15 protein-coding genes and 1 pseudogene are annotated in these 24079 nt (G+C 60.5%); 10 read left to right on the top strand and 6 right to left on the bottom strand.

The features are described from left to right. Positions 1 to 14 precede the first annotated feature (14 nt). The 3 genes from P0D84_RS22905 to P0D84_RS22915 are packed head-to-tail and all read left to right on the top strand — an operon-like array spanning position 15 to position 3285. Entirely contained in the window at positions 15 to 1427 is a 1413-nt protein-coding gene (locus P0D84_RS22905; protein WP_408340655.1) for an MFS transporter, read from the top strand. 33 nt (positions 1428 to 1460) lie between these two features. Then, the gene (locus P0D84_RS22910) at positions 1461 to 2015 is read left to right on the top strand and encodes a GAF domain-containing protein (protein WP_408340657.1); all 555 of its coding nucleotides are present in this window, start codon (positions 1461 to 1463) and stop codon (positions 2013 to 2015) included. 1 nt (position 2016) lies between these two features. Then, a complete protein-coding gene (locus P0D84_RS22915) occupies positions 2017 to 3285 on the top strand; it encodes an MFS transporter (protein ID WP_408340659.1) in 1269 nt (422 codons plus the stop codon). Between the two features lie 68 nt (positions 3286 to 3353). Here the strand turns inward: P0D84_RS22915 and P0D84_RS22920 are convergent, their stop codons facing one another. The 3 genes from P0D84_RS22920 to P0D84_RS22930 are packed head-to-tail and all read right to left on the bottom strand — an operon-like array spanning position 3354 to position 10872. Further along, entirely contained in the window at positions 3354 to 8378 is a 5025-nt protein-coding gene (locus P0D84_RS22920; RefSeq protein ID WP_408340661.1) for a P-loop NTPase family protein, read from the bottom strand. An 8-nt stretch (positions 8379 to 8386) separates the two neighbouring features. After that, entirely contained in the window at positions 8387 to 9946 is a 1560-nt protein-coding gene (locus P0D84_RS22925; protein ID WP_408340663.1) for an esterase/lipase family protein, read from the bottom strand. After that, positions 9943 to 10872 carry a LysR family transcriptional regulator gene (locus P0D84_RS22930; RefSeq protein WP_408340665.1) on the bottom strand — a complete coding sequence of 310 codons (930 nt, stop codon included), beginning with the start codon at positions 10870 to 10872 and terminating at the stop codon, positions 9943 to 9945. The genes P0D84_RS22925 and P0D84_RS22930 overlap by 4 nt, the downstream gene beginning before the upstream one ends. Positions 10873 to 11017: 145 nt before the next feature. On the opposite strand from P0D84_RS22930, the gene P0D84_RS22935 reads away from it, so the two are divergent. The 7 genes from P0D84_RS22935 to P0D84_RS22965 all read left to right on the top strand — a co-directional run bounded on the left by P0D84_RS22935 (position 11018) and on the right by P0D84_RS22965 (position 20964). Beyond that, positions 11018 to 12433, top strand: coding sequence for an MmgE/PrpD family protein (locus P0D84_RS22935; protein ID WP_408340667.1), 1416 nt, complete (start codon positions 11018 to 11020; stop codon positions 12431 to 12433). Between the two features lie 9 nt (positions 12434 to 12442). After that, positions 12443 to 13789, top strand: a complete 1347-nt coding sequence (locus tag P0D84_RS22940) for an MFS transporter (RefSeq protein ID WP_408340669.1) — start codon at positions 12443 to 12445, stop codon at positions 13787 to 13789. Positions 13790 to 13802: 13 nt separating this feature from the next. Further along, positions 13803 to 15290, top strand: a complete 1488-nt coding sequence (locus P0D84_RS22945; RefSeq protein ID WP_408340671.1) for an MmgE/PrpD family protein — start codon at positions 13803 to 13805, stop codon at positions 15288 to 15290. Further along, on the top strand, positions 15287 to 16654 hold the full coding sequence (locus tag P0D84_RS22950; RefSeq protein WP_408340673.1) for an MmgE/PrpD family protein: 1368 nt from the start codon (positions 15287 to 15289) through the stop codon (positions 16652 to 16654). Before P0D84_RS22945 ends, P0D84_RS22950 begins: the two co-directional genes overlap by 4 nt. A gap of 237 nt (positions 16655 to 16891) precedes the next feature. Then, positions 16892 to 18283 carry an MFS transporter gene (locus tag P0D84_RS22955; RefSeq protein WP_408340675.1) on the top strand — a complete coding sequence of 464 codons (1392 nt, stop codon included), beginning with the start codon at positions 16892 to 16894 and terminating at the stop codon, positions 18281 to 18283. A 27-nt stretch (positions 18284 to 18310) separates the two neighbouring features. Further along, positions 18311 to 19810 carry an FAD-dependent tricarballylate dehydrogenase TcuA gene (tcuA, locus tag P0D84_RS22960; protein ID WP_408340677.1) on the top strand — a complete coding sequence of 500 codons (1500 nt, stop codon included), beginning with the start codon at positions 18311 to 18313 and terminating at the stop codon, positions 19808 to 19810. Positions 19811 to 19860: 50 nt separating this feature from the next. Continuing rightward, complete coding sequence (locus P0D84_RS22965) at positions 19861 to 20964, top strand: ornithine cyclodeaminase family protein (RefSeq protein WP_408340679.1); 1104 nt, start codon at positions 19861 to 19863, stop codon at positions 20962 to 20964. A gap of 58 nt (positions 20965 to 21022) precedes the next feature. On the opposite strand, the pseudogene chrA reads toward P0D84_RS22965, so the two are convergent. The 3 genes and pseudogenes from chrA to P0D84_RS22980 all read right to left on the bottom strand — a co-directional run bounded on the left by chrA (position 21023) and on the right by P0D84_RS22980 (position 23789). Beyond that, positions 21023 to 22256 (bottom strand): annotated as a pseudogene (chrA, locus tag P0D84_RS22970) (chromate efflux transporter). 120 nt (positions 22257 to 22376) lie between these two features. Continuing rightward, positions 22377 to 23501: a CDF family Co(II)/Ni(II) efflux transporter DmeF gene (gene dmeF / locus P0D84_RS22975; RefSeq protein WP_408340681.1), complete on the bottom strand. Its 1125-nt coding sequence runs from the start codon at positions 23499 to 23501 to the stop codon at positions 22377 to 22379. Positions 23502 to 23513: 12 nt separating this feature from the next. After that, a complete protein-coding gene (locus tag P0D84_RS22980; protein WP_408340683.1) occupies positions 23514 to 23789 on the bottom strand; it encodes a metal/formaldehyde-sensitive transcriptional repressor in 276 nt (91 codons plus the stop codon). Positions 23790 to 24079 lie beyond the last annotated feature (290 nt).

Genomic DNA, 24079 nt, shown 5'->3' on the forward strand with positions numbered 1-24079 from the left:
GGGAGAACGTTGCCGTGTCTGCCGTAGCCGCTCGTCTTGAAAGACTCCCGTTATCGGGCCTGCATCGGAAACTCCTGCTCATCGGTGGGCTGGGGTATCTGTTCGACGGACTCGATTCATCGTCACTCGCGTTCCTGCTGCCGGTCGTGAGCAAGCTATGGCATCTGACGAGCGCCGAGACAGGCCTCGTCGCGAGCAGTACCTATATCGGTTACTTCTTCGGGGCCTTCCTGTCAGGCGTATTCGCCGATCTGATCGGCCGTCGCCGCATCATGATGTCGGCGCTGGCAATCTACTGTGTCGCGTCGCTCGCGAGTGCCGCCGCCACGGATTGGCACACATTCTTCGCGTTACGCATTGTCGCGGGTTTTGGGTCCGGCGCCGAGACGGTGGTGATCGCGCCGTTTCTGGCGGAATTCGTGCCGCGGCGCTACAGGGGGATGTTTTGCGGCGCGCTGGTCGGCTTCATGTCGTTCGGCTATCTGAGTTCATCCATCCTCGGCTTTGTGGTGGTGAGAAACTTTGTCGATGGCTGGCGTTACCTGGCCGTGGTGACTTCGTTGCCCGTCGTGATGCTGCTCTGGTGGCGCAGGACGCTGCCTGAGTCGCCGCGATGGCTGGAGAGCCAGGGCCGAACGGATGAAGCGAATCGTATCGTGAGCACGATCGAGTCATGGTTTACCGACCGCGGCATTCATCTTCCGCCGGTCGCCTCCGTCGGCATGATTCCCGCATCGGCACCTGCAAAGCGTGGCGCGTTGCAGAACGTGCTGACGTTGTGGTCACCGCGGCTCGCGCGCACCACGGCAGTAAGCTGGCTCATGTGGTTCTCGGTTGCGTTCGCGTACTACTCGTTCTTCTCCTGGATTCCGAGCTTGCTCCTCAAAGAGGGGCTCACCATGACGAAAAGCTTCGGCTATTCCATCGCGATCTATGGGGCGCAGATTCCGGGATATTTCTCGGCCGCGTGGCTCAATGAACGGATCGGCCGGAAGGCGGTGGTCGCGTCCTACATGCTGCTGGGGGGCATCGCGGCGATCGCGCTGGCGTTCTCTCACACCGGACTCGGCATCATGGCCGCGGGCATCTGCCTGTCGTTCTTCATGAACGGCGCGTTCGCAGGCGTGTATGCGTACACCCCGGAAGTGTTTCCGACGGCGGTTCGCACCACGGGTACCGGATCGTCCTCCTCGTTCGGTCGCATCGGCTCGGTGAGCGCGCCCATTCTGGTCGGCCTGGTCTATCCCGTGCTCGGGTTCATGGGCGTGTTCACCATGACCACGACGGTTCTGCTCATCGGGGCGTGTGTGGTTTTCTTCCTGGGTATCGAGACGCGCAACCGCTCGCTCGAAGATATCGAAGCCGAGGAGTTCGGGCGTACGCCGGACGTTCGAGGCCCGCTCAATTCCACTGAACTACGCGGCTGAATACCGCGATCGACCAACTTCCCAATACAGACCATGCAAGGCAACCGGATCGAGACTGTGCCGCCAGCCCCACAAACGCTGGGCATTTCCACACTTGAATATCTCGCGCGGGCCGTGCGGCTCAATGGTCAGCCGATGGAGATTTTCCGTGCCGTTCATGAGGTGGCGGCAAGCGCCATCGGCTTTGGCCTGTTCACGATCATGTCCTACGATGCACAGCATGAGGAGGTCGAGCGGGTCTATACGAACATGCCCGACGTCTATCCGGTGGGCGGACGCAAGAAAAAGCGCGGCACGCCGTGGGCCAAACAGATACTGCACGATCTCAAGCCATTTCGTGCAGAGACGCCGCAAGGCATTCGCGAAGCGTTTGACGATCACGCCGTGATAACCGGCATGGGTCTCGGATCGATACTGAACATCCCGATCGCATACGACGGCGTGTGCATCGGCACGATGAACCTGACGCATCGGGAAGGGTGGTACACGGCGAGACATGAAGAATTGGGATTGCTGATCGGTTCGTTCCTCGCTCCCGCTCTCATTCCAGGCAACAAGATATCCGCCGGCAGCTTGACTGCTCTCTGACATGACCACTACCCAACGTGTTGCGACAGCGTCGCCTGCGACCCCAACCTCCGGATCGCAAGGCCGTTGGCTGCTTGTCTTTATCCTTGCCTATCTTGCGCTAATGGCCGATGGCGCCGATGTCATGATGTACGGCCTGACGCTCACTCGAATCAAGGACGACTTCGGGTTGAGCAATATCCAGGCCGGAGCGTTGGGCAGTTTGACGTTGTTAGGCATGGCCGTCGGCGGGATTCTCGGCGGCTGGCTGAGTGATCGCGTGGGCCGGGTGAGGGTGGTGGTCTGGGCGTTGGCGCTGTTCTCGCTTGGCGCGGGGCTGCTTGGGCTCACTCACGGCTTTCTGGAATTCGCGATTGTCCGTTTCATCAGTTCGTTGGGTATCGGCTGCATGGTGCTGGTCACCACGCTCGTTGCCGAATACGTGCCCACGGAACGACGCTCACTGATTCTTGGCGCATTGCAAACCGGCATTTCGGCTGGATACATCGTCGTTATCGCGCTAAGCAGCTGGATTTTGCCGCACTACGGCTGGCGTACGCTGTACTACGTGTCGGCGCTGCCCGTGGTGTTTGCGCTGGCGATCAAGTTTGCCGTGCCTGAACCGGCAAGCTGGCGAGCGAGCCGCGCAGCCGATCGCAAGAGCCAGCCTCGCTTGCGCAACAGCCGCTACGCGGTGATTTTCGGCAATCGGCAGACGCGACTGCTGTTTATTCTGTGGACCGTGGCCTCGATTTTCATTCTTTCCGGCTTCTATGGTTTGAACAACTGGCTGCCGACGTACCTCGAAAAGGAACTGCATATCAAGTTCAGCTCGCTGACCGGCTACATGATCGGCACGTACGTGGTCGCTTTCATCGGCAAGATCTTCGCCGGCTGGCTGGGCGACCGCTGGAGCCGGCGCGGCGTGTATGTTCTCGGCTGCGCGGGTGCGGCGCTCTTTTTGCCGGTGATCGTCTTATGGCATACGCGCGAGAATATTGCCCTTCTCATGCTTTTCTTCGGCTTTCTTTATGGCATACCACTGGGCACGATAGGCACGTTCATGTCCGAAAGCTTTGCCACTTCCATCCGCGGTACTGCGGTTGGCGGTTCCTATAACCTGGGCCGTTTCTGCTCGGGCGCGGCGCCTATTGTGATCGGTTATCTCGCCACACAGTTCTCCATCGGCCTCGGCTTTCTTGTGGTCGGCGCGGTTTTCTTCCTGAGCGGTGTGACGGCGTTGTTCATCCCGGACCGGTTGTACGACACGGAGCAGCCGTCCACAGTGTGAATCGAAGTACACGGGCACAAAGACGATGGAATGACTCAATAAGCTCAAGGAATGGCTGCACGAGCTGCCTACGGGCCCACGGAATATAGATTGACTTCTCGCAATACGCCGGAAAGTACAGCTGAACCTTCCAGTCGATAGGCCCAAAGTAGCAGCATGCCTAGTTCGAAGAGCAGCTCGGCTCGATTTCCACGTATGGCATTAGCCAGCGCCTGTGCCCATAGCACGTGCAAGTCCTCTTGGGGAAGCGTTGCCGGTACCGACAGCACGATGTTGCGTAAGGCGTTGAATCTATCTTCTGACGAGACAGTACGTAAAAGTTCAATTGCCGTTTCGGCGTGCAGTCGGCCCTTTATAGCGAGGTGCGGCAGAATTCGCTCCACGAAAAAAGGATACCTCGAGATGGCCGATTTGAGTTGAGAAGCGTCCATCCACGGCGCCAGTCTTTCGACAAACAATAACGAGAACATATCGTGCTGGAGCATGATCTGTTCGATCCGGGAGGCACCGGCACGATCGCCGTGCCGACAGTATGCAACCGCTAAAGCGGTCAATGCCTCTGAATCCTCACTAGATGACTCCAACGAGTCCGGCGACTTCGAATCAAGGATCTTTAGCTCGAATGATTCGAGCCGTTGCAAGGAATCCAGATCAACGATATCCGCGAGGATTCGAACCGCTTCGCTGCCAAGCACCATCGCACGCGGTTCGTCGAAGAGACGCTGCAGAGCGGCCTTGGAATCCGAGATCTGGGCGAGCCGCTTCAATAGCATTAGCCATCCATCTGTAAGATAGCGATTGCCCGCCTCTCCCCATGACATGTTGAGCAGTTCTTCCACCGTTGAAGTGTCTAGTACCGGAGCGAGCGCGCCAATATGGTAGACGCTCGCGCCATTGCACGTGAACATGCCGAGTTTTCTTTCAGCAAGAGAGCTCACCGTGCTCTGAGCGAGATTCAGTGCCGCATTGCAGTCACCAAGCGCGGCATATCCACGCGCGATTGCTATCCGCACGTCATCGAACCGGTGTTGTCTGCTCCAGCCCGCTTTAGAAAGGAGAGAATAGGTGCTATCAAGATCATTTCTATCGAACATCGGAATGATCGCAATCAAGACTTCCATTTGCGAGGCGTCCGGAGGCGATTGCTGATGCAAGACAGGCTCCGCCCATTGCCACAAAAGCGCGTGCCGATTTTCCTCTGCTAGCGTGTGAGCAACTTCAATCAAGGCGCCGGCGTAGAGGGATCTGTCGATTTGCCATAGATCGAGAGCCTGGGCCCACGCATCCTTGAATGCGCCATCAACCGCACTTCTGACGAGCATCGCACGAATCGCGGCCCTCTTTGCGATACCATCTTCAAGGTCTAGCGAGGTGTCGTTCACCGCTATCAGGTAGGCGAGCGCCCGCTGTGCGCCCTCATTGCCTAACTGTGGCGCGAGCATGGCCAAACCGGTTAGTTGCCGATAACCCGGCTGCATTTCCAGCAAGTCGTCAAGTGCTCCGCTCACCTCTTGCGCCAGCTGGGCACGAGCAAGCGCAAGTTGTACTTTCACGTAAGCACGCGCGGATGCTTCATTCACGTGGCCAGCAAGGGCCAACGCTCGTTCTTGCTGGCCCAGTCGCGCAACAGTTGGCGCGATTGCCAGGCGCGCGCGCCGCCGGTCGTCCTCGTTCGGCAAATCTTCCATGGCCAACAACAGGCGCTCTACGCCTGAGGCATCGACATATGGCGAGATGGCCGCTATTGCGGCTGCCGCCTGATGTTGTCTGCCCTCTTTACCGTGCGCAATGCGAACCGCAATCTCAATAGCCTCGTCAATCCGGCCGCGTCTCGCCATGGCAGGCAGAAGTCCGACGATAGCGTTGCCGCGGTCAAGTGAATCACGGGCTTCTTTGGCCATGGACAACGCCCGGTCCAATTCGCCCAATTCTCCATATCGAGCGATTACACGTTCGAGATAGCGACCTTCGAAATCGGCTAAATGATGGATCTTCTGAACAACCTTATCTAATGATGCAAGGGGTAAAAGAGGGATCAGAATATGAATAGTGAAATAATAATCGTTGGAAAAATCTTCGTCGAGTAACGGATCCAGAAGCAACGCACGTTCGTCGTCGGAAAATATTTTCATAAACCGGCACAACTGCTGGATCTTGGCTTCGAAGGAGTGCGTCTTTCTTGCAGAGAATTTTTTCCAGCGCTGGATTATTATTTCTGTTATTTCGCGCTGTATGTCATGCGCCAATTCGAGTTCCTTAAGTCTTTCGACCACGTCAGCCAAAGCTACTGGCACTGAACTCTCACCTTTGATGGCAAGCAAACTGCCAAGATAGAATCGCGCGTCAGCGGCCATTTCCAGCTCTAAAGCCCGAACGACGAGCGTTGCGAGCGGCAAAATAGACCAATGTGGAACGACCTTCCTGAGGTCGACGAGTACATCGTAGACATCTTTCAAGCGTTCACCTGGAGCACGGCTCACTACAGCAATCAGTACCTTATATATCTTTTCAGGTGAGGAGAAAGGGGTTTGCCTCGTCACCAGTTGTACCGTATGGTCGAAGATGCGATTCCACGAGGATAGCGGAGCAAATTTAACAATGTCGATTATTGCGTCGGCCTTGTCCTCATCAGGGAGTGCCAATGCCCGTTGTATAGCTGCCCCCGGATTGAATGTCATAAGGCGAACCAGCAAGGCGGTACGAGGCGGCCCGGACGCGATTTTGTGCCTGTCCAGAAGATTGAGGGCTTCCTCTATCAGTCCTTCATCCGAGAGCCGGGAAGCGAAAGTGACGAATGCGAATGCCAGGTCAGGCCGAATCGAAAGGTTCAGGCGAATGACTGCTAGCGCAGTGTCAATTTTCCAATAGCCGCTTTGCACCAGCGCTTCGAGCATCTCACTGGTCACGGCATCGGAGATGCCTTCAATGCCTGTCATCTGGAGCGCACATGCAACTTCGGCGGACAGGTCGGGTTTCGTGCCGCGGCGAATGGATTCAGCGTTTGCAGCGGTTATCGAAGCCTGGATCACGGCCCACTCTGAATGGCGCGCCGAACCGCTCGGGTCTATAGCGTCGCAACCAGCAATCCACGTAGGGTGAGCGACCAGGGTTCGAGCTATGCCAGTTTCCTGCGCCAGACAGAGATGCGAAACCGTATGCCGCCAGTAGTATGCTTGAACAGGGCTCGCTTTTAGCTGACGAGGCAATTCATGGAGTCCATTTTCGAGGCCGCCCCAGCTTTGAAGCGCGGCGTACGCGATTCGCTTATGGGCTTTTCGGACTTCGGATTCGTGCCGCTTGCCAAGGAAATCGGCAAATGACCGGTGGACGATCCGCCAGCGATTCGTCGCTTCGTCGTGGGACAAGAAGCGGCGCCACCGTTCAAGGGCGCGAAAGAAGACTTCATCGGTTGACCGCCCCACATGTAACGCGAGCCAGTCGACGGTGACAGGCTCCAGGGCCGCCCCCAGGAACGCAATCACTGGAGAATACAATTCCTGCCACGTGTCCCAACCCTCGCTTACACGAGTCGTTACGATGCCTTCCCAGATTCGCTCGTAATACCCTTGCAGTCCAGTTGGCAGCTTGTCCGGACTCGGAGCACGGCCTTCCCGCAGATCGGCCAGCAAGTAATGCAAATACATGAAATTGCCGCCGCTTGCAGAGGCGAACTTGCGCACTGCGTCCTCGACTCCAATCCCCATCATGGTCAGTTGTTGTTTTAATGCGGGGCCCGACATCTGCCGATCGAGGAAATCCTTAAGGTCTCGCAACTGACGGCTGTCCTCTGCCTGAATCAACAAAGTTTCAAGTGCCGTTTCTCCAAGTGCTTCGATGAGAACTCTCGTACGAGACGTTACCAGAACGAATATGCCGTCCGGCAGATCCTTAGGCAAATGCAAGGGATTCGCACCAAATGCGGACATCGCTTCGTCCGCGGCATCCACGACCAACCATACAGGTACCTTCTTGATGTCGCGCAGGCGCACCATCAAACTTAGTATTGGCGCCCAGCCTAACTTTGCAGGCGCATCGCCCGAAAAAAGCGTTCGTTCGGTCAGGTCTTGCCATAAATCGAGAAAGCAATCATCGAGGGTTGTTCTGCCTTCACTGATCGAGAACTGAAACAGCGGGCAATTGAAGCGGCGCCCCGCTTCAATTGCGAGCGCGGATTTGCCGAGCCCCGCGTCGCCCACCACGCAAAAATACCCGCAAGCATGCGTTTCGGCAAACGTACTTAGGGACTTGAATATCCAATGGCGGCCCACATACGTCGAGGCCTTTGCTCGCCTCCGCGGTAGCCGCGCGACCATGCGCTCGTTTGGAGAGTAAGGCGTGAATCCTTTGAGCTTTTGAAGCGTGACTACGTTGACAGTTGTTTCGTGCGTCATCGTCTCCAGGTAGCGCTCCGCTTCCTGCGTAGCATCCGCAAAGGGCAAGATCTCGTGCTCGCGGCCAGTCGTGCAGCGCGCAAATCCGGTGCACTCGATGGCGCATATTCTGCCGTGGGCAGCGCGGATTCTTTCTAGCAGAAGTTGACCGCCATCCGGGTCTGAGCGCCACCCTCGCTGCCAGTCAGCCTGGCGCCATCCGAGCCGATTTTCGTTCTCCGCGATTCGCTCTTGCTCGATGACGACGAAAGCATGCGTCTGGTCTTGATGTGGTCCATGGGAACGCATGAGCACCACGAGCGGGAGCAAACCAATCTCAACCGCAAGTCCGGAAAACAGGAGCGCCAGATCAATGCATGTACCATTGCCGCCACCATTTGCGAGTAGTTTGCCAGGTTCTCGAATCAGTTGTTCGGCGTCGGAAGGGTCCCCTTCGATATAGCTAGGTTCATGCGCGTACTCGATGCCAAGCGTTGTCAGTCGCTCATAGAGTATGAGTGCAATTTCCAGGTGCCTGTGTTGCAGCAAAAGATCGTGAAAGGTTGGTGTGCCGGGATCGGTCGAAAAAAAGGATCCCTTATTACCCCGTGTCTGCCAGGCATCTTCAACCGCCTTGGCGGCGGCCTCGCGCACTACATACCTCGCCAATAACTCGGGGCTGCGTTTTCGCCACGGGCGCCATGAATCAATGGTTGAGTTCATCGGACACGTTAGACGACGCAAAAAAGGTCAGCTATATAGTCGCCGGGGCTCGTATGTGCATGCTCAGGGATAATCGTCAGCCGGTAGTCGCCCACGGCAAGTCCGGTAACGCTACCGTGCCAGCGGTCCCCGTCGTGTTGCAGTTGATGCTCTATGGCAGGCCCCCCAGCGACAGGCTCGATGCGGGCACTCAGATTGCCCAGGTCGTGCTCCTCAGAGCGTGCCTCGAAGTCGACCGGCGTGCCGGCGGAAAAAGCCGGAGCAAGATCCAACGCGATGCCACGCTCGGTCGCGAGGTGCGTTCCGCCGCGTGCGGGCACTCGCAGATCTCCTTGCAGTGCGAGAAGCATCTGCGCAAGGTTTGCTATTAGCGTTCGATTATTCTGCAAGGTTGAGTGTCGTTGATTGACCGGCCACCAGCGCGGCGGTTTAGAATCCAGAGGGATCGGAATCGCGGATACTCGGGGAACTCTGCCATCGCCGTCAGGAAAGGCAAATCGGTCGATTCCGGGTGGTAAGCTCATCTGCAAATCCAGAACCCCATCACCGTGTAGTTGACCGGATTGATAAGTGCGTTGCCCCCAACCGTAAACCGGAATCAGCTCGGTGGTATAGCTCTGACTCTGTCGATTGCGTGCAGAGGCATGCTCTATCTCCTCGTGGAAAGCGAAGGCATCGATGGCCTTGGTTTGATCGATAGCCCACTCGCGGGTAGCGATTTCACACGGCCTTTTCCAGTTTCCTTCGGGATCCAGAATTGACGGATACCGCGGTAGCAACTGGTACGCAGATGTAAAGCTCTTCAGTGCGTCATTTAACGCCGCGAACTTCTTGCCGGCCAGCGTAAAGCCGTTTGCGAGGGAAGCTGCCGCGTCAATAGTGCCACGATGGGGTGTACCGAAAGTGACAAGCGCACGCACGCACTCGAACCCTCTCAACACCTCGACGTAATACCGCCCCACAAGCCCTCCCATGCTGTGGCAGAGCAAGATGACGCCTGCGTCGGGGGAACCCGAATGTTTGCGCCATTTCGGCAGTTCACGATCAACAAGCTCCTTTAGGCGATTTGCCGAGATGCGATTGCAACGTCGCCAGTCGTAAGGGAACTCAAAAAAATTCGCGGGTTCGCCGTCAGGGTTGAGGGCATCGCCTTCAGTCAGCGCAAACCGGTGATGGAGTTCGTCGTGTAAGCCCGAGTAACCGTCGAAATATGAAATTCCCGGGATTAACGTGTAAGGCATGATCCGAGTGGCGCGGACGCCGTCATCTTCGACGTCGTCGGCCTGGAGCTGCAGGCCATTTAGCGAAGCGCCCATTGAGCTAGCAAGGCTCACTAACGCGTGCGGCGCGGGACCCCATATCAGCTTGCCGTTTTTTTCCAGCACGCTGCCCGTGATGCCGGGCAGCAAAATCAGCATATGTTCCAATCGCGGCCGCGCCTTGCTCATGAGATTTCCCTTCCTGATATGAATCCGGCTTTTCCCTAAAGCGCTGCAAGCACGGTCGAGAATATCTCCGATACAGGTCACGCGCAATGAGGTGCGGCGCAACGCCTCCGCTACGCTCAAGCCGGCTCATGCAGGATCGACGAATCGAATGGCGCCATCCTGCGCAGCGCGAGCCGAAAGTCGCGCGCGATCGGCGAGAGCGCGGCATCGCGCCGGCGAATCAAACCGATGGTTCGCGCCACCGTCGGATCCACCAGCGGCCGGATTGCGATGCGCGCATGTGCATCGCGCGGCGCCGCGCAGCGCGGAATGATGGAGATCCCGAGACCCGCTTCAACGAGCCCTAGCGAAGTGGTCAGATGTTCGATCTCGATCAGCCGGTCGGGACGCCAGTCGATATCCCTGAGCGCGGCGTCGAGCATGCGCCGGTTGCCGCTCGACGTGCCCGAGACGATCAACGGCCATGGCCGCAACTCCGGCCACGTCACATGTTCGCTCGCGGCGAGCGGATGATCGGCGGGACATGCCAGCACGTACGGATCAACCAGCAGTTCGTCGATTGCAAGCTCAGGCGATTCGTTCACGAGAAACGCAATGCCGAACTCCGCGTCGCCGATCGCGACACGTTGCACGACCGTTGCGAGGTTGGCCTCGATGAGTCTGAGCCGTACTTCAGGACGCCGCCTGTGGTAACTGCTGACGATTTTCGGCAGCATGAATTTGGCGACCGTCGGAATACACGCGATGGTCAACTGACCAGTGCGAATACGCGTCGCTTCGCTCACCAGTTCGAGCGTTGCATCGAGCTCACGCAGCACGCCTTGTGCGCGCGGCAACAGCAATTCGCCGGAACTGGTGAGTGCGACGTTGCGCGTGGTGCGTTCGAACAACAAGGTATCGAGCGCTTCCTCGAGCCGTTTGATACGCCGCGTCAAAGCGGAAGCGGAGAGGTTCAGTTCAAGCGCTGCGTCGTTGAACGATGCGTGCGACGCGACCGCGACAAACGCTCGCAATGCGTCCAGATCGACTCCCGGAAAACGGTTCATCGGCACTCCGCTGACTCTTGCATGTGACGCAATAATAATCACGTCGCGTGCAATTCACAAACGCGTCCGGTGTGCGGATACTGAAGGCACGACATTTCCGTGCAACGTGATCCGCACGATTACACCCGAGACGGCACCCACACCGATGAACCAGCACAACGACGTAGGCACAAACCCTTATACCGGCGGCGTGGCCGCATTCGTCGCGGGCTTGCGGTATGAGGCGATACCGGACGAAGTGCGCGCGCGCATCAAACTGCTGATCCTCGATTCGCTCGGCTGCGCGATCTTTGGAGCCGGGTTGCCGTGGAGCCGCATTCTTGCGGATACCTTGCAGCGCGTCGATACCACGCCGGGTTGCCACGTGTGGGGCATGCCGATGCGTTTGTCCGCGCCACACGCGGCGCTCGTCAATGGCACCTTGATCCAGAGTTTCGAACTCGACGACGTACATCGCGTCGGCGTGCTGCATGTTGGCGCGGTGACCTTGCCGGCCGTGCTCGCGGTTGCCGAGTTGCTGTCCGCCAATGCGCCGATGACAGGCCGCGACTTCCTGCGCGCCTGCGTGGCGGGCTACGAGGTCGGTCCGCGCGTGGGCATGTGCATGGGACCGGAGCACATCGCGCAAGGCTGGCATTCAGGGGCAACGGTCGGCGTATTCTCGGCCGCGGCGGGTGCGGCAGCCGCGCTTCGGCTCGATGCGGAGCAGACGGTGCACGCGCTCGGCATTGGCGGCACGCAGTCGGCGGGGCTGATGGCCGCGCAGTTCGGCGCGATGGTCAAACGCATGCATGCGGGCCGCGCCGCGCAAAGCGGCTTGTACGGCGCGTTGCTCGCGCAAAACGGTTTCACCGGGATCGTCGACGTATTCGAGAATCCGTATGGCGGATTTTGCAGCACGTTCTCGCGCTCGCTGGACCGCTTCGATCTGACGCAACTCGTGGATGGCCTCGGCGAGCGCTTCGAGACCATGCGCATCGCGCTGAAGTTCTACTCGTGCGTGGGCAGCAATCACACCACGCTCGACGCAATCCGCACGATGCAGGCGCGTCATCCGTTCGGCCCGGACGATATCGAGCGGATCGTCGTGCATGGTTCGCGCGTAACGGTCGACCATGTGGGCTGGAAATATGTGCCGCAGGGGCTGACCTCGGCGCAGCTCAACCTGCCGTATTGTGTGGCAACACTGCTGCTCGAAGGCGACGTATTCGTCGACCAGTTCAGCGAGGACAAGGTCGCGGACCCTGAGCGCATGGCGCTGGCGGATCGCGTGCAGGTGGTCGAGGATCCCGCGATCACCGCGCGCGGTTCGATGCTGCGGCATATGGTGCGCGTCGAGGTGCTATTGCGCGACGGCACGCGGCTCGAAGAAACGGTCGAGGCACAGCGCGGCAGCGAACACGCATTCGCAAGCGAAGGGGATATCGTCGGCAAGATGAGAAAGCTCGCCGCACATCGGATCGACGCACGGCAAATCGCGCGCATCGTCGACTGGGTGATGCATGTTGAAGATCAACCGGACGCAAGCGAGCTTGCGCGCCTTCTCGCGACCGTTGCCTGAGGAGCCATCGTGGCCGCCACCGCGCACACGCTTACGCTGCCCGCCACGCCCGCCGCGCGGCGCGCACGGTTGCGGTCGATTATTGGCGGCAGCGCTGGGAACGTGATCGAGTGGTATGACTTTCTGGCGTATTCGATCTTCTCGATCTATTTCAGCAAGGCTTTTTTCCCGGGCGGCAATCAGACCGCGCAACTGCTGAACGCGGCGGCCGTCGCGGCGATCGGTTATGTCGTGCGGCCGCTCGGCAGCTGGGCCATTGGCGTGCTCGCCGACCGGCAAGGGCGGCGCGTGGCGTTGAGCGTCTCGGTTGCGATGATGAGCGTCGGCTCGCTGATCATCGCCTTGACGCCGACGTATGCGTCGATCGGCGTGGCCGCACCCGCCGTGCTGGTCTGCGCGCGCCTCTTGCAAGGTTTCAGCATGGGCGGCGAAGCGGGCACGAGCGCGACCTATCTGAGTGAAATGGCGCCGACGGGCCGGCGCGGTTTCTTTGTCGGCTTCGTCCAGGTGACGGTGGTGATGGGGCAACTGGTGGCGCTCGCGCTGATGCTCATCCTGCAACGGCTCGTACTGACGCCCACGCAACTCGAACAGTGGGGGTGGCGCATTCCGTTTGCGATCGGCGGCGCGCTGGCCGTCTTTGCGCTCTATCTGCGCCGTGGCATTGCGGAGACCGACGCGTTCGAGCGCGAGGGCGGTGCCAATGCCGGCATGCGGACCCAGACAGAGCGAGGCAGTCTGTTGGTGCTGCTGGTCCAGCATCGGCGTCAGACGCTTTGGACGATCGGCATCAGCGTCGGCGGCACGGTCGCGTTCTACACGTTCACGATCTATTTGCAGAAGTTCATGGTCAACACCACGGGCTTCAGCCGCGACACGGCGACGCTGATCGCGACCGTGGCACTCGTGATCTACATGGGTTTCCAGCCGCTCTTCGGCCTGTTGTCCGATCTGATTGGACGGCGGCCGGTCATGATGATCTTCGGTGTGGGCGGCACGTTCCTGACGGTGCCGCTGATGCATGCGCTCGGTGCGACACATAGCGCCCTCACGGCGTTCGCGCTGAACCTTGCGGCGCTCGGCATTCTCAGTGGCTTTTCGTCGATTCACTGGCTCGTCAAGTCGGAGCTTTTTCCGGCGAAGGTTCGTGCGCTCGGCGTTGGCCTGCCGTTTGCGGTCGTGTCGTCGGTGATGGGCGGTACCACCGAATATCTCGCGTTGCGCTTCAAGCACGCGGGCCACGAATCGTGGTTCTTCTATTACGTCAGCGCGTGCGCGGCGGTCTCGCTGCTCACGTACGTGCTGATGCCCGAGACACGCCATCGGTCGGTGATCGACGAAGAAGCGCGTCGGTAATGTGGCCACTGAGGTGATCACTGAGGTGCTCACTGAGGTGCTCACTGAGGTGGTCAGCGAGTTGATTACCAATATGACCACCAAGGTCAATGGAGACGCTTTCATGCAGCCGGCTTCATCCGCTGGGCCCACTGCGGCGCAGTTGTTGTCGGAGTACGCGCTCAGCGTGCGGTTCGAGCAGTTGCCCGCCGACATCGTGCGGCTCGCCAAGGACTGCCTGATCGATGCGATCGGCGCGGCAGTGTATGGACATGAAGTGGAAGCGGGTCAAGCCGCACTGCGCTATGTGAGTCATGCGTCCGCGGGCCCGTGCGCGATTCCTGGCACGAACCGGCGTGTCGCGCCCGAGGCGGCGGCGTTCGCGGGCGGCGTGCTGGTCCACGCGGCGGAGCTCGACAGCTTGCGGCAGCCCGGCGCCGGCGTTCACCCGGGCGCGTCGCTGGTCCCGGTTGCACTTGCCGCCGCACAGGTTTGCGGCGCGTCGGGACGCGACTTGCTGGCGGCGCTCGTCGCCGGTATCGAGGTGCTGTTTCGCATCGGCAGCGCAACGAAGCACTCCGCCGAAGCACGCGGCTTTCATGCGCCGGGTCTCACGGGACCGTTCGGCGCCGCGATTGTCGCGGGCAAACTGGCGGGCGTCGATGCCGATACGTTGCGTCACGCGCTGGGCATTGCCGGCTCGTTGAGCGGCGGATTGCTCGAATTCGCGAAGTCCGGCGACGGTGGTCTCGTCAAACGTCTGCACCTGGGGCGCGCGGCGCAGTCGGGCATCGTTGCCGTGCAACTGGCGCAGGCGGGCTTCGACGGACCGTCGACGGTGCTTGAAGGGCGTTACGGTTTTCTAAAGGCGTATTGCGAGGCCTCGGACGTGGCGCGTCTGACCGAGGGTTTAGGCACGCGCTATGAAACGCTGACGCTGTGCCTGAAGCGCTACGCGTGCCACATCGTGGCACACACGCCGGTCTACGCCGCGCAGCAATTGCGCGCCGCGCACGATATCGATGCACGACGTATCGCCGCGATCCGGATCGAGGGCGCGCCGCGTCTTGCCGCTAATCACGATATCAAGCTGCCGGCCAATCAGGTGCTCGCGCAATACAGCGTGCCGGTTTGCGTGGCGGCGGCGCTGCTGCACGATGCCAACGATCCGTCGACATTCGGCGCGCGCCTGTTGCAAGACCAGGCGATCCGCGAGCTAGCGCAGCGCGTGACGCTGGCCGCGACCGATGCCACCGGCCTTGCCACCGTCACACGCATCACGCTCGATGACGGCACGAACTACGAGCTGACGCAGACGGACTTCCCGGGCTGTCCGTCGACGCCGTTCACACCGGCCCAGTTGCGCACCAAGTTCATGTGGATGACGAAGCGGCTGGGTGCCGCGGCGCACACGTTGTTCGAGCGGTTGGACCGGGTGGAAGACGAAGCGGATCTGCACTGGCTCGATGCGGTGCCTGCATCGTCGCCCGATCTATCGCTTGTAAGAGGAGACCGCGGATGAGCATCGCAAAGTCGCTAGGCGAACGCATCGCCGCGTTCACTTCCGCCGACGTGCCCGACGAAGCATTGCGCTGGGCGCGCATCGGCATCATCGATACGATCGGCGTGACGCTGGCGGGCGCAGCGGAGCCATGCGCGCGGATGGCGCGGAGCGTGGCGGCGCCGTCGAACGGGGCGGCACTCGTGGTCGGCACGCGCGAGCGGATGAAGCCCAGTGACGCCGCGCTCGTCAACGGCACGGCCGCGCATGCGCTCGACTTCGACGATTGCAGCAATACACTGGGCGGCCATCCGTCCGCGCCGATCCTGCCGGCGCTCTTCGCCCTGGCCGAAGAAGTGCGCGCGAGCGGCCGGCGTCTCGTCACCGCTTACGTGGCGGGATTTGAAACGCAGGCTCGCATCGCGCATGCGGTCAATTTCCATCACTACGACAAGGGCTGGCATCCCACCGCCACGCTTGGCGTATTCGGCGCGTGTGCCGCGTCGGCGCATCTGCTCGAGCTGGATGCAGAGCGAACGGCGACCGCGTTGTCGATCGCCGCGTCGTTCGCCTCCGGTATCAAGGCCAATTTCGGCACCATGACGAAGCCCTTGCATGTCGGTCACGCGTCGCGCAACGGCCTGATCGCGACGCTGCTGGCGCGCGAAGGATTCAGCGCCGGCGACGCAGCCTTCGAACACCGCCAAGGCTTCTTCAACGTCTTCAACGGCGCGGGCCATTACGACGCCGAGGCGGCGCTGGCGCATTGGGCCGATCCGCTCGACATCGTCGAACCCGGCATTGCGATCAAGCAGTATCCGTGTTGCGGCAGCACCCACCCCGCGATCGACGCGATGCTGATGCTCGTCAGCGAATACGGCCTGAAGCCGGACGAGGTCGAATCGGTCGTGTCGTGGACGCATCCGCGGCGCCTTCAGCACACGAACCGCCCGCAGCCGGCCAGTCCGCTCGACGCGAAATTCAGCGTGCAGTACTGCGTGGCGCGCGCACTGGCGCAAGGACGCGTGGTGCTGTCCGACTTCGAAGGCGACGCGTACGCCGATCCGGCGATTCGCGCGCTCATGTCGAAGATCGTCGCGCAGCCTGATCCTCTGGCGGACCAGCAGCCGGATCATTTCGGCGCGGAAGTCGTCGTTCAGTTGCGCGACGGGCGGCGTTTGGCGAAACGCGTCGCGCGCGCGGCGGGCAGGACGTCGGCTAATCCGTTGCCGGACGCGCGGATCGAAGCCAAGTTTCTCGACTGCGCGAATCACGCATTGACGCCGGATGCGAGCCGCGACGCGCTGGGCATGCTCTGGCGCATCGACAGCATGGAAGACATCACTACGTTGACCGCTTTACTTGAAGCAGGTTTGCGGCACTGACGCAGTTGTCGGGATGTCGTGGGACGTCCTGCGAAAGAGCAAGACAATCGGCGGCTACGACCGCCATAACGAACGCAACTATGTTGCGTGGGACCAGAGTAAGCGCTAAAGCGCTAACTCCGGTCGACAGCTTTGCATGGGATCGGAGTAAGCGCTAAAGCGCTAATTCCGATCGACAGCTTTGCATGGGATCGGAGTAAGCGCTAAAGCGCTAACTCCGATCGACAGGAGACAGGCATGAACGACTCACTCGTCGCCGCGCGCGTCGACCGTTTGCCGAACTCGCGGATGCATCGCGAATGGATGTTCCTATTCGCGATCCCCCTCTTTTTCGATAGCTGCGATATCAACACGTTTGCATCGGCGGCGCCCGCGCTGATCCGGCATTGGCACATCGCCATCAACGAAATCGCGCTGATCACGTCCGCGAGCTTCATCGGCATGTTCTTCGGCGCGACGCTCGGCGGTTTGCTGTCCGATCGGTTTGGGCGCAAACGCTCGCTGATGCTGTTCGTGCTGATCTCGTCGCTCGGCTCGCTGGCCACGGCGGTCGTGCCGAGCGTCCCCTATCTGTTCGCGGCGCGGGTCGTCACCGGCTTCGGCATTTCCGCGGGCATGGTGACGGTGATGACCTATATCGCCGAACTGTTCCCGGCGCGCTCGCGCGGCACCTGGCAGTCGTGGGCCATGGTCATCAACCTGTGCGCGATTCCGCTGACGAACTTCGTCGCGCGGTTGCTCGTGCCGTACGGACCAGACGGCTGGCGCTGGGTCTTCGTGTGGGGCGCGCTTGGCGTCGCGTTTCCATTGCTTGCGAAGCGGCTTCCTGAGTCGCCGCGCTGGTGCGCGCGAGCGGGGCGCTTCGACGAGGCGGAAGCCGCGCTCGCGGCGATGGAGGCAAGGAGCATCGCGGAAGGGAACGTGCTGAGCGCGCCCGAGGTCGTCGTGCGGCCGCCCGACGCGCGCGAGCCGTGGATGACGATGTTCAACAGCGTCTACCGCCGCCGCACGCTCACGCTCTGCGCGATCTGGCTGCTGCAGACAATCGGCTTCTACGGCTTTGAAGCATGGGTGCCGACCTTGCTCGTGCATCACGGTATCACGATTGCGCGCAGCCTCACGTATTTCACGCTGATCAACGTGGGCGCGCCGCTTGGCGCATTGCTCGCGGTCTATCCAGCCGACCGTTTCGAACGCAAGCATCTGATCGCGCTCGTTGCGCTACTGATCGCCGTATTCGGCCTGCTGTACGGCCTAAGCTTTACGCCGGTGCTGATCGTGACGTTCGGATTCGCGGTCGGCATGCTGACGCAGACCTTCGCGACGCTGCTCTATTCGTACACGCCCGAACAGTTTCCAACCGGCGTGCGCAACAGCGCAACGGGGCTCACGTATGGCGCGGGCCGGATCGCGAATGTCGCCAATGCCTTTGTGATCGCCGCGATCTACACGAACTACGGCTATGTGACCGTATTCATGTACATCGCGGGCGCGTGGTTCCTGACCGCGTTGATCACGCTCGTGTTCGGCCCGCGGACCACCGGCCGCAGCCTCGAAACCCTGAACCCGGTCGTGGATGAAGTGGACGCAGCGTCGTTGACGCCGCTCGCCGAATATCCACGACGCTAGATCACATTGAAACTGGAGAGCCAACTGATGACCCTCGACGAACTCAACGATATCGACGTGCTCGTAATCGGCGCGGGAAATGCCGCGGCCAATGCGGCGCTTGCCGCGCGCGAAGGCGGTGCGAAGCGCATCGCGCTACTCGAAAGCGCACCGGAAGAAGCGCGCGGTGGCAACTCCGCGTTTACCGGCGGTGCGTTCCGTTTCGTCTACGAATCCGTCGACGATCTGTTGAAGCTCGCGCCGGATATCGCGGAACTGGATCTGCCGAATATCGATTTCGGCACCTACACGCGTGAGCAGTATTTCGACGATATCGGCCGGCTTACCGAGTTTCGCGCCGACCCGGAACTGACCGACGTACTGATCGGCAACAGCTACGACGCGGCGTTGTGGCTCAAGCGGCATGGCGTGCGTTTTCAACCCGCGCTGGGGCGGCAGGCGTTTCGCGTGGAAGGCAAGTTCCGTTTCTGGGGCGGGCTGGCCTGCCACATTCTGGGCGGCGGCACGCATCTCGTCGAAACGCTGCACCATGCGCTAAAGGATGCGGGCATTGGTGTGCTTTATCGCACTCAGGCCATGGGCCTGTTGCACGGTGACGGGCGTATCGAAGGCGTGCGTGCCATGCACGAGGGCCGCCAGGTCGACATCCGCGCGAAAGCGGTGGTGCTTGCATGCGGCGGTTTCGAGTCGAGTGCGGAAATGCGGGCGCGCTATCTCGGGCCGAACTGGGATCTCGCGAAAGTGCGTGGCACACGCTACAACACCGGCTGGGGCCACAAGATGGCGATGGAAATTGGCGCGGCGGTAACGGGGCACTGGTCGGGTGCGCATGCGGTGCAATGGGACATGAACGCGCCCGAGTACGGCGATCTGACGATTGGCGACCGCTTCCAGAAACATAACTATCCGTTCGGGATTCTGGTGAACGCGAAGGGCGAGCGTTTTCTCGACGAGGGACTCGACTTTCACAGCTTCACGTACGCGAAATACGGGTATGAAGTCTTGCGCCAGCCAGGTCTTTTCGCGTGGCAGATCTTCGATCAGAAAGTCGTCAAGCTGCTGCGCGACGAATACCGGATCGCGCGCATCACGAAAGAGACGGCGAACACGCTCGAAGAACTGGCGACGAAACTCACGGGCGTCGATCCGGAAGGTTTTCTGCGTACCGTGCGCGCGTATAACGACGCGGCGCGACCCGATGTGTCGTTCAATCCGAACATCCACGACGGCCTGCGCACGCGCGGGCTCGCCATCGACAAAACCAACTGGGCCAACCGGCTGGACACGCCACCTTATGAAGCTTATGGCGTCACTACCGGTGTGACTTTCACGTTCGGCGGACTGAAGGTGTCCACCGAGGCCGAGGTGCTCGACACGTCGGGTACGCCGATTCAGGGGTTGTTCGCGGCGGGTGAGATTGTCGGCGGTCTTTACTATCACAACTACGGCAGCGGCACGGGGCTGGTCGCAGGTGTCGTGTTCGGGCGGCGTGCGGGAGCAGGGGCGGCGCGGCTCGTGGCGCGCTAACACGAACGCTAATTAAGACCGCTGGTTCGGACGCACGGGGACTCACTACGATGTTGCTTATCGATAACGACTGCGTGGCGCGCGTGCTCACCATGCGCGATTGCATTGACGTGCAGGAACGCGCGTTTGCCGGCTTGCCGGATGGCGCGTCGATTGGGCGTCCGCGTATCGACACTTATGTGCCGACGGCGCGCGACGACAGCTATTACCGCTTCGGCTCGGTCGACGGCGCGACCGACGGCATTCTGGCGGTGCGTCTGAAGTCGGATGTCATGGTGTGGCCGCGCGACGCCGACGGCCGCGCGGGCAGCGAGCAGAAGTACTGCGTCGAGCCCGGCACGTATTGCGGACTGGTGATGCTGTTCAGTACCGAGAACGGCAAGCCGCTCGCGATGCTCAACGACGGCCACCTGCAACACATGCGCGTGGGCGGCGCGGCGGGGCTCGGCACGCGGCTGCTTGCGCGCGAGGACTCGCAGGTCGTCGGCATGATCGGCTCGGGCGGCATGGCGGAAACGTTTCTCGAAGCGCTGGTTGCCGTGCGCGACATTCGGCGCGTGCGAGTCTTCAGCCGTCGCGAGGTGAATCGCACGCGTTTTGCGCAGGACATGGCGGCGAAACTTGGGATCGAAGTCGATGCGGTCGGCTCGGCTCAGGAGGCGGTGCGCGGCGCCGACATCGTCACCACCTGCACTGACAGCATGACACCCGTGATCGACGCCGACTGGCTGGAACCCGGCATGCACGTGGTGGCGCTCACCCCGCGTGAATTCGACGCCAGGGTGGCAAGCCGCTTCGACGTGAGCATCGCGCAAGGCCATGAACGTCTGCCGATGGCGGAGAGCGGGCGCTTCAGCCAGCGCGTGTCGGGCAGCCCGAATGCGTTTATCGGCGGAAGTGGAGATGAACGGGCACGTCTGCCTGTGTCGCGTGGGGAGCGGGTGGATACGACGGGCTGGCCGGTCTATACCGATGTGATCACCGGCCGCGCGCCCGGCCGCACGGATGCCCGGCAGATCACTTTCTATTACACAGTGGGTAACTGGGGCGTTCAGTTTGCGGCGGTGGGCGGGCATGTGTATCGCGAAGCGGCGCGACTAGGCCTGGGGATTTCGTTGCCGGATCACTATTTTCTGCAGTCCATTAGAAATTGACAGGAGGAGGGCTTGAGTTGCATTCACCACTTTCCCATTCCTAAGGGGAATTGCCAGATCAGTGCAGGCTTGCCTCTGCAATACCGGCGAGCGCACAGAGCACAACAATGGCGAGTGGCGGAATTTTCCAGCGCGTCAGCAAGAAGAAGCTGATGACGGCGATGGCAAAGTCAAGTTCCGAGAGAACCGCGCTGGTCCAGACCGGCGAGTACAGTGCGGTGGCCAACAGGCCAACTACTGCGGCATTCACTCCAGAAAGCAATGCAGCCGCCGACGGGTGGGCGCGCAGCGCCTGCCAGTAGGGCAGCGCTGCAAGAACGAGCAGCAGACCCGGCAGAAAGATGCCTGCGGTGGCGAGCACCGCACCGACCCAGTGGTTCGGCGCTTCGGCCATCGTCCAGCCAAGAAATGCAGCGAACGTAAACAGAGGGCCCGGGACAGCCTGGGCGGCACCGTAGCCTGTCAAAAAATCGTTCGACGAAACCCAGCCGCGTGCAACGATTTCCTGCTGGAGCAGCGGAAGCACGACGTGGCCGCCGCCAAACACAAGTGCGCCGGAGCGGTAGAACGCTTCGAAGACCGCGACGGCCTGATCCGCGTTGAGTCGGCCCAGCGCCGGGAGGCCGAACAATAAGGCAAAGAAGAGGATGAAGGCAATGGCGCCCACCCTGCGTGAAATGCGGAATTCGTGGGCATGCTGCGGTACGCGAGCGGCGTCCGGGGATGTCGTTGTCTTGCAAAGCGCGAGTCCGAGCGCAGCGAAGGCCGATAACGATAAGCTGCGCATAAACAGTGGTCAGCATGCTTAGCAACACGATAGCCATGAGCGCGATGGCGGCACGGCGGCGATCCGGACACATGCGCCGCGCCATGTCCCAAACCGCTTGAGCGACGACAGCGACAGCGACGAGCTTCATGCCATGGATCAAACCCCCACCGACCGGGCCACCAAGACTCGGGGCGATGGCAGCAAAACCGAGCAGGAGCAGGACCGACGGAAGCGTGAATCCGCACCAGGCGGCGAGGCCCCCAAGCCATCCGGCTCGCAGGAGACCAATCGAGAATCCCACCTGGCTACTGGCCGGTCCTGGAAGGAATTGACAGAGTCCGACGATATCGGTGAAGGTTTCGTCATCGAGCCAGCGGCGCCGCTCGACGAACTCCCGGCGGAAGTATCCCAGATGTGCAATGGGACCGCCAAAGCATGTCAATCCCAACTTGAGAAACACCGCGAGAACCTCCGGCGCTGCACCGGCCTGAGTCCGGTGTGATGAGGTGATATCCGTTTCCATGGATTGCCGGCTTTTCAGTTTGAGAAGATCAGTGTGCCCGTGTAAGCGGGCCGGCTATTCGCCTTCGAATAGATCGCCGTAAAGTTCACGCGCTTTATGCCAGTTTTTGTTCAATGCCCGTTAGGCCGCAACAAGAGAAGGTTGTACCTCAACCGTGATGTGCGATAGTCCCTTGAAGCGCTCAAGCACTGCATGATAGAAACGGGAGTCTCGCTGGGGTTTGTTCGTCACCACCGATACCACAGCACTCATATGACCGGGACCTACTCGCCACACATGCAGGTCAACCACCTTGTCGCCACAGTCCTCAATGGCGTGACGGACATTCTCCGACATGCGTCGGTCGGGATTCATGTCGAGAAGAATCGCGCCGGTATCGCGCAGCAAGCCGTAAGACCAGTTCGCAATCACGAATGCTCCAATGATGCCTGCGAGAGGATCCATCCAGAGCCAGCCAAAGACCCGTGCCAGCACAAGGCCAATGATAGCCAGCACCGAGACCGCTGCGTCGGCTATTACGTGAACATAGGCTGAGCGGATGTTGTGGTCCCGGGTTGCCGGGTCATGTGCGTCGTGATCGTGCTCCTCGAATCTGGAAACTGCGAACGGCCCCGAAGTGGAAAAAACCTTCTGTGCTTCGTCTTCGCGAGCGTGGCCGTCATGGGCGTGGCTATGGCTGTGATCATGGCCGTGACCGTGACCGTGACCGTGACCGTGACCGTGTCCGTGTCCGTCATGGGCGTGGCTATGGCTGTGACCATGACCATGACCGTGTCCGTGGTGGTCCCCGCTCAGCAGCCACGCGCTCGCCAGATTGATGAGCAGGCCCAATACAGCAATGGGAATCGCTTCGCCGAAATGGATGGGAACCGGTGACAGGAAGCGCGAGATGGCTTCGTAACCGATCAGCAGCGCAATCATTGCAAGCACGATGGCACTCGTGAATCCTGCGAGATCGCCCAGCTTGCCAGTACCGAACACGAAGCGGGAGTCAGCGGCGTGTTTGCGTGCGTAGGTATAGGCAAACGCCGCAATCAGCATTGCTCCCGCATGCGTCGACATGTGCAGACCATCCGCGACAAGCGCGAGCGAGCCAAACATAGTTCCGCCGACGATTTCAATCAGCATCATCGCGCTGCATAGCGCAATGACGGCCCACGTCTTGCGCTCGTTCTGCTCGTGGCCAACACCAAGAAAAACGTGGTCATGCCCGGCGCCAAACGCCTCTTCTTTGAAATCAGTCATTTCCAACCCGAATCATTTGAAATAGCTGTGAACAACTTCGATGAGTTGTTCTGTCGCGCTGTTACTGTGCTCCTCGCCGTGCTCCGCATCAACAAGGTGGTTGCGGATATGGTCCTCCAGCACGACGGCAAGCAGACCGTTCATCGCGCCTCGACAACTCGTAATCCGCTGCAGGACGTCGGTGCATCCGTGCTCTTCCTCGAGCGCCCGTTCAATGGCTTCTACCTGCCCCTTGATGCGGCGAACCCTGTTGAGCAGTTTTTGTTTCTCTTTGATGGTGTGTGCCACCGGAAGCTCTCCCATTAATACCCTGGGGGAGTATATTTTAGGGCACAGAATTAGTATAGGGGTGGGGGGTATTGTCTGTGGTCGGCAGACGGGGGTCATCCATCGGGGTCCGCAAAGGCTGCTGTCGAACTCAGTATGAGTCGACAACCAGGTCTTGATGCCGGACGAGGAACTGCAAGCCCCGGTCGATCGAGCAGCAAAACAAGGCACAGTGATGCTGTTTCACGGCCCAAGGCATAGAACCCGTCGGCTTTCTACGTAAAGGACATTGGCGCGCGCGTAACGGTGCG

This window comes from Paraburkholderia sp. RL17-337-BIB-A (assembly GCF_046025895.1).
In the GTDB taxonomy this organism is placed as follows: domain Bacteria; phylum Pseudomonadota; class Gammaproteobacteria; order Burkholderiales; family Burkholderiaceae; genus Paraburkholderia; species Paraburkholderia fungorum_C.

Bases quoted from the DNA above. Each gene is read 5' to 3' on its own strand.
- P0D84_RS22935 (WP_408340667.1), top strand. From the start codon at position 11,018: ATGAACCAGCACAACGACGTAGGCACAAACCCTTATACCGGCGGCGTG.
- dmeF (WP_408340681.1), bottom strand. From the start codon at position 23,501: ATGACTGATTTCAAAGAAGAGGCGTTTGGCGCCGGGCATGACCACGTT.
- tcuA (WP_408340677.1), top strand. From the start codon at position 18,311: ATGACCCTCGACGAACTCAACGATATCGACGTGCTCGTAATCGGCGCG.
- P0D84_RS22910 (WP_408340657.1), top strand. From the start codon at position 1,461: ATGCAAGGCAACCGGATCGAGACTGTGCCGCCAGCCCCACAAACGCTG.
- P0D84_RS22915 (WP_408340659.1), top strand. From the start codon at position 2,017: ATGACCACTACCCAACGTGTTGCGACAGCGTCGCCTGCGACCCCAACC.
- P0D84_RS22965 (WP_408340679.1), top strand. From the start codon at position 19,861: ATGTTGCTTATCGATAACGACTGCGTGGCGCGCGTGCTCACCATGCGC.
- P0D84_RS22930 (WP_408340665.1), bottom strand. From the start codon at position 10,872: ATGAACCGTTTTCCGGGAGTCGATCTGGACGCATTGCGAGCGTTTGTC.
- P0D84_RS22920 (WP_408340661.1), bottom strand. From the start codon at position 8,378: ATGAACTCAACCATTGATTCATGGCGCCCGTGGCGAAAACGCAGCCCC.
- P0D84_RS22955 (WP_408340675.1), top strand. From the start codon at position 16,892: ATGAACGACTCACTCGTCGCCGCGCGCGTCGACCGTTTGCCGAACTCG.
- P0D84_RS22950 (WP_408340673.1), top strand. From the start codon at position 15,287: ATGAGCATCGCAAAGTCGCTAGGCGAACGCATCGCCGCGTTCACTTCC.